Raw genomic sequence first — 4,882 nt, 5'->3', positions numbered from 1 at the left:
AAAGCCTAGGGGTAGTTGCGTTCAAGCGAATGATTTGATCAACAACGCCCTTTTAAAGCCATGATCACATCAGGCCTAGACGCTATTGACATAGCCAATGCTAACGCCTTCCCCCCCACTTCTTGATGAAAGTTTTGCGTGGTCACATTATAAACCAATGCAAAAAAGAACAATGCTTGAAACACACAGACGCCAACAACCCAAATAATTAATCGGGTTTCCAATTTTTTTGGACGGCGAATCGATTTAAATGCGGACGTAGGAATTGCCGCTTGTTCTGAATTTCGCATGATATCCATCCTATAAATTGGCATCCTGACGAAGATAGTTATTCAAAAAACTTTTTAATGGAATAAGCAAAACGAGTATCGCAACAATGCCTATAGCTAATGTAAGAGGCCGTTCCCATAAAAAGCTAATTGAACCATCAGAAATCATCACGGCACGACGATAATTTCGTTCAATCATATCTCCTAATATAAACCCTAGTAATAAAGGCGCCATAGGAAAACTTAGCAAGCGCAGAACAAGAGCTATAACAGCAACACCCACCATCATAAATAAATCGAAGGTATTGAATGTCACTAAATAAACTCCAATTAAGCTGAAGAATAGAATCATTACCGTTAACACTGCCCGCGGCAAGGTTAATGCTTTAGCAAAGTAAGGAATCAAGGGTAGATTCAGAATAAGCAAAACAATATTACCAAAATACATACTGATAATAACAGACCAAAACACCGCAGGATTTTCTTGCATTAGTGTAGGACCAGGCTGAATACCATAAGCTATTAGTGCACCAAGCATAATCGCTGTGGTTCCTGAACCAGGTATCCCAAGTGTCAATAGAGGGACAAAGGAGCCGGTACAAGCTGCATTATTTGCAGATTCCGGTGCAGCTAAACCTCGCATTGAACCTTGTCCAAAGCGTTCCTGTAATGCTTTCGGTGCCAAATTACGCTCACAGGCGTATGCCATAAAACTTGCGATAGTTGCGCCAGCCCCCGGTAATACACCAATTAGAAAACCCAATAAGGATGAACGCCCAACAGTAGGCGCAAGTTCCTTTACTTCCGCTTTACTCAGCTTGGTCGAACCGATTTTAGGCGTGCCCATGTCCTGTTCCCCGGGATTTTTTTGTTCCGGGCGAATTACATTAATCAAAGCTTCCGATAACGCGAAGGTCGCCAGCTCACGCCATCAAGCAAATCTGCTTGCCCAAAGGTAAAACGTTCAGTACCTGAAGAGGGATCTATACCTATAGTAGCTAACATCAATCCAAAGACTGTCATCATCATGGCTTTTAAAAATTGACCTTTATTAGAAAAGGCTGCAATTGCCGTTAACCCCAGGAACATCAACATCATATAATCCGCAGAATGAAAGCTTAAACTCACCTCTGCCAATAAGGGGGCGGCGACCATCAGCATCAACGCGCCAATGGTTCCACCAGTGAAAGACGCATAAGCCGCAATCGCCAAAGCTTTGCCTGCGTGTCCTTGCTTTGCCATAGGGTAACCATCAAAGGACGATGCCACTGTACCGGCCACCCCGGGCGCATTAATTAAAATAGATGACGTTGAGCCTCCAAATATAGCGCCATAATAAACACCAGCCATCAAAATCATGCCGGAGTCAGCGCCTATACTGTAGGTAATAGGGATCATCAGCGCGATCGCAGTCATGGGGCCTAAACCGGGCAACATGCCAATAAAGGTTCCCACAAAACAACCTATGATCACGTACATCAAGTTTTGCCAAGCAAAAGCGGTTGATAAGCCTGTTAAGATTCCATCTAACATGATTTAACTCCAAAATTCACCGGGGGCAAGATAAACACCTAATAACTGGGTCATGATGATCCAAAAAACAATCACAACAGGGATTGATGCCAACAATAATGTTTTTTTACGTTTTTCACCCATCAACCAAAAACCGAAAAGTAAAAAAAGTGCTGTTGATAATACAAAACCCAGAGATTCCAGCAATCCGCTATAAAGCAGCATAAGTATTATCAACAATAATGTTTGACGGATACTTTTCCAGCTTATGGTCGTTTTAATTTCCCGTTTATTATTCACTGGCGATTTCACTATTTCTGCTATCATTGCCAGTAAACAAATCACTATCCCTAATACTGTGTACAACTTTGGTAAGCTTGCTGAATTAACACTTTCGTACTCTTCAAATGGCATCAGGGGTATCTGCCAAGCATAAATGCCATAACAAACAAATAGCAGCAAAAATAGTGTTGGTCCTATGAGCTCTCGATTCATCATAGTCATCTCTCCTTTAACGATGGATAAAGCCCAACGCTTCCATTGCGACACGAAGCTGCTGTTCTTGTGCTTCCAATACATCAACAAAGCCGTCCTGGCTGGTAAATAATGTGCGCCAGCCATTACGTTGACGTACGCTCTCCCATTCAGGTGTCGCCATTAAACGTTGAAACCTGTCACTGTATTCCTGCACTTTTGCTTTTGAGACATCTGGGGCAGCAAAAAAGCCGCGCCAATTTACAAATTCCATGTCATAACCCAGTGTTCTCATAGTGGGGAGTTGTGGATATTCCACCAAAGGTTCATCAGCAGTGATCGCAAGGATCCTTACCTGACCCGCACGCATCATATCGAGCGCTTCGCTTAACCCGGTCGATAAGAGATTTACTTCACCGGACAGCAAGCCCGCCTTGGCTTTTCCACCTGCATCATAAGGAATATACCTGAGCAGTCTGCCATCAATACCTGCCGCTTGAACTGCCTGTGCGGCAACTAAATGGTCCATAGACCCGCGGGCTGAGCCACCAGCTACTTTGATCGTTTTTGGATCCCCGCGTAAGGCTTCAATAACATCGTGCCAGCTTTGATAGGGAGAATCTGCACGCACAGCAAACGCCCCGTAGTCGGCAATAACGCTGGCAACTGGTGTCAAATCGCGATAGCTGTAAGGCAACTGTCCCGAAAGCGCTCGCAGCACTATCGGCGTAGAATTAACCATCAACATATCGCCTTTTTTCGTTCCCGACTCAATCAAATAAGCAATCGCGCGGCCGCCTCCACCACCAGAAATATTCTGGAATGAGGTGTTGTCATCCAGTCCTGACTTCACCATGGCTTCGCCAACAGCTCTTGCTGTCGTATCCCAGCCCCCGCCTGGCCCTCCTGGAATAAGAAAGTGCGTTTCTGCGCGACCTTGGACACTGCAGAGCATCAAGGCGTATGCCACTATGGCGATCAACCGATAAGTTATCTTGATCATTGTCCTTCTCCTTTAACCCGGATTTGGTACAGGTGCGTCGCATCCAATACAGGGAAAACCATGAACACCATTTCCCGGACGTAATCTTTAATTTCTTTTGAGGGATGTAGAACAGAATTACTTAATCGCCTTGATAAGGTGTTCCGGACGAAAAATGTTCTTACGTTGGTTTTACGTCGCTGTGCCTTTAACTCATCGTTTTGCCCCCTTCCAAGAAAGCAATCATTCGTGATTCGGCATTCGAATAAACAACCACCGTCAGCGAACTTACGGGACTTTTGCCTGTAGACTCGCCATTTATCGCAATTAAGCCCCTTGAATGGATACGTGTTCTTCACTCTGAACTGCCCAGAAGAATTACAGTCAAACATCTGATAGATGCCGGGAAAATGTTTAAAACATCTTTGTGGGCAACCAGGCTCAGTTCGCCATTGCGTTAAACAGAGAAACCTGCGTTCTATAGCACGCTTTAACTGTCTAATGCCTAAGCAGAGTACGCTGGCGACCGGGATAACTGCCCCTAATCCACCAACAAAGCTAATTGGCAAAATGTCTGTTTGCGCTTTACAAGAAAGAGCATGGGACTGTGACTTTGCTATTGCCTCGGTTGCTTCCCGATAACCCAGGGCATTGATAAAAATAAGCTTATTATTCATTGGCTAATTCCTATTCTGCGTCCGCATTCAATAAGGTTGCTGACGTACAGGACAGCCTAGTGTTAAATCGGGGTTAATATAAGATTGCGAAATTAATTTCCATAAAAACCTTTGACGAAATTTTCTCCATTAAACGCATGCCCAAAATGAACAAAACTAAGGAAGGTGCGAATAAGTCCTCGTAGCACTCTCTTGAGGTAAAGAGTGGCTTGCACAGCAATTGGCGTTCAAGGCATCTGACTGAAGCCATGCCGGGCCTATTGAAGTTGGATAATGCAGAGAGCCGGTTACTGTAAATTCCCCATCAAGATAGCCCTTTTCATCGGTTTAGCCTTTGTTATACTCGCTGACAATCACGAACTATAAGCAATATAGAGAAACGGACTCGTCATGACAGATAGACTCTATGGGATTAAAAACTGCGAGCACTTTTTATCAGATCTACCGTTTAATAACGAAAAGAAGGGGTTGGCCCCCTTCTAAAGGGCCTAATCTCCCTTTCCTATCGTCCCTTGCTTTCCTGAACAACCATATCTAATGCACTTGCGAATGTCGGATCAGCCATCATTCGCTTTCCCACAAACTCTATATCACTTGGGCCGCAATCCATCCCTCTCACTTGTGTTGGTGCCCAGACCTGGGCAAGGATTTCCAGTTGTTCAAACCAAAACGTTGCTCTTTGCTCTGGGGCCAAGGCCGCTCTGAGCCCATCCCTAATCATACGTTGCCAAATGATGATCTGCTTATCTTGAATGAGCTTCATCTTGTTCCAATCATCCTGGTATGTTGGTGCTTTGGCGTGACAAAGTACGGAGACTTCTCTCCAGGCATAAACACGCTTGAGCTGTTCCATCCAATCGTTCGCGTAGCTTGGAGATGATTGAACAAGAACAGAAATCAAAACTAAATAAGTGATCCTAATTGTGCTCCACTTTCATGAGACCATGCCCGCCACCAGGGAATGGTGA

The 4,882-nt window shown here is 44.6% G+C and carries 5 protein-coding genes and 1 pseudogene; all 6 read right to left on the bottom strand.

Annotated elements, in window-relative coordinates:
* Positions 1-38: 38 nt before the first annotated feature.
* Positions 39-290, bottom strand: a complete 252-nt coding sequence (locus tag RC73_RS19290; RefSeq protein WP_152608471.1) for a hypothetical protein — start codon at positions 288-290, stop codon at positions 39-41.
* 10 nt (positions 291-300) lie between these two features.
* A pseudogene (locus RC73_RS19285) lies at positions 301-1,802 on the bottom strand (tripartite tricarboxylate transporter permease).
* Between the two features lie 3 nt (positions 1,803-1,805).
* Positions 1,806-2,279 (bottom strand): tripartite tricarboxylate transporter TctB family protein, encoded by a 474-nt coding sequence (locus tag RC73_RS19280; protein ID WP_039036152.1) that lies wholly within the window; start codon positions 2,277-2,279, stop codon positions 1,806-1,808.
* A 13-nt stretch (positions 2,280-2,292) separates the two neighbouring features.
* Positions 2,293-3,258 carry a tripartite tricarboxylate transporter substrate binding protein gene (locus tag RC73_RS19275; RefSeq protein WP_039036151.1) on the bottom strand — a complete coding sequence of 322 codons (966 nt, stop codon included), beginning with the start codon at positions 3,256-3,258 and terminating at the stop codon, positions 2,293-2,295.
* Positions 3,255-3,914, bottom strand: coding sequence for a hypothetical protein (locus RC73_RS19270; protein WP_039036150.1), 660 nt, complete (start codon positions 3,912-3,914; stop codon positions 3,255-3,257). The genes RC73_RS19275 and RC73_RS19270 overlap by 4 nt, the downstream gene beginning before the upstream one ends.
* Before the next feature lie 502 nt (positions 3,915-4,416).
* Positions 4,417-4,767, bottom strand: a complete 351-nt coding sequence (locus tag RC73_RS19265) for a hypothetical protein (protein ID WP_039036149.1) — start codon at positions 4,765-4,767, stop codon at positions 4,417-4,419.
* Positions 4,768-4,882: the final 115 nt, after the last annotated feature.

The organism is Shewanella sp. ECSMB14102, from assembly GCF_000813075.1.
Taxonomy (GTDB): Bacteria; Pseudomonadota; Gammaproteobacteria; order Enterobacterales; family Shewanellaceae; genus Shewanella; species Shewanella indica.
The sequence above is the reverse complement of the archived record's forward strand: the minus strand, read 5'-3'. Positions and strand labels throughout refer to the sequence as shown.

Bases quoted from the DNA above. Each gene is read 5' to 3' on its own strand.
- RC73_RS19290 (WP_152608471.1), bottom strand. From the start codon at position 290: ATGCGAAATTCAGAACAAGCGGCAATTCCTACGTCCGCATTTAAATCG.
- RC73_RS19280 (WP_039036152.1), bottom strand. From the start codon at position 2,279: ATGATGAATCGAGAGCTCATAGGACCAACACTATTTTTGCTGCTATTT.
- RC73_RS19275 (WP_039036151.1), bottom strand. From the start codon at position 3,258: ATGATCAAGATAACTTATCGGTTGATCGCCATAGTGGCATACGCCTTG.
- RC73_RS19270 (WP_039036150.1), bottom strand. From the start codon at position 3,914: ATGAATAATAAGCTTATTTTTATCAATGCCCTGGGTTATCGGGAAGCA.
- RC73_RS19265 (WP_039036149.1), bottom strand. From the start codon at position 4,767: ATGGAACAGCTCAAGCGTGTTTATGCCTGGAGAGAAGTCTCCGTACTT.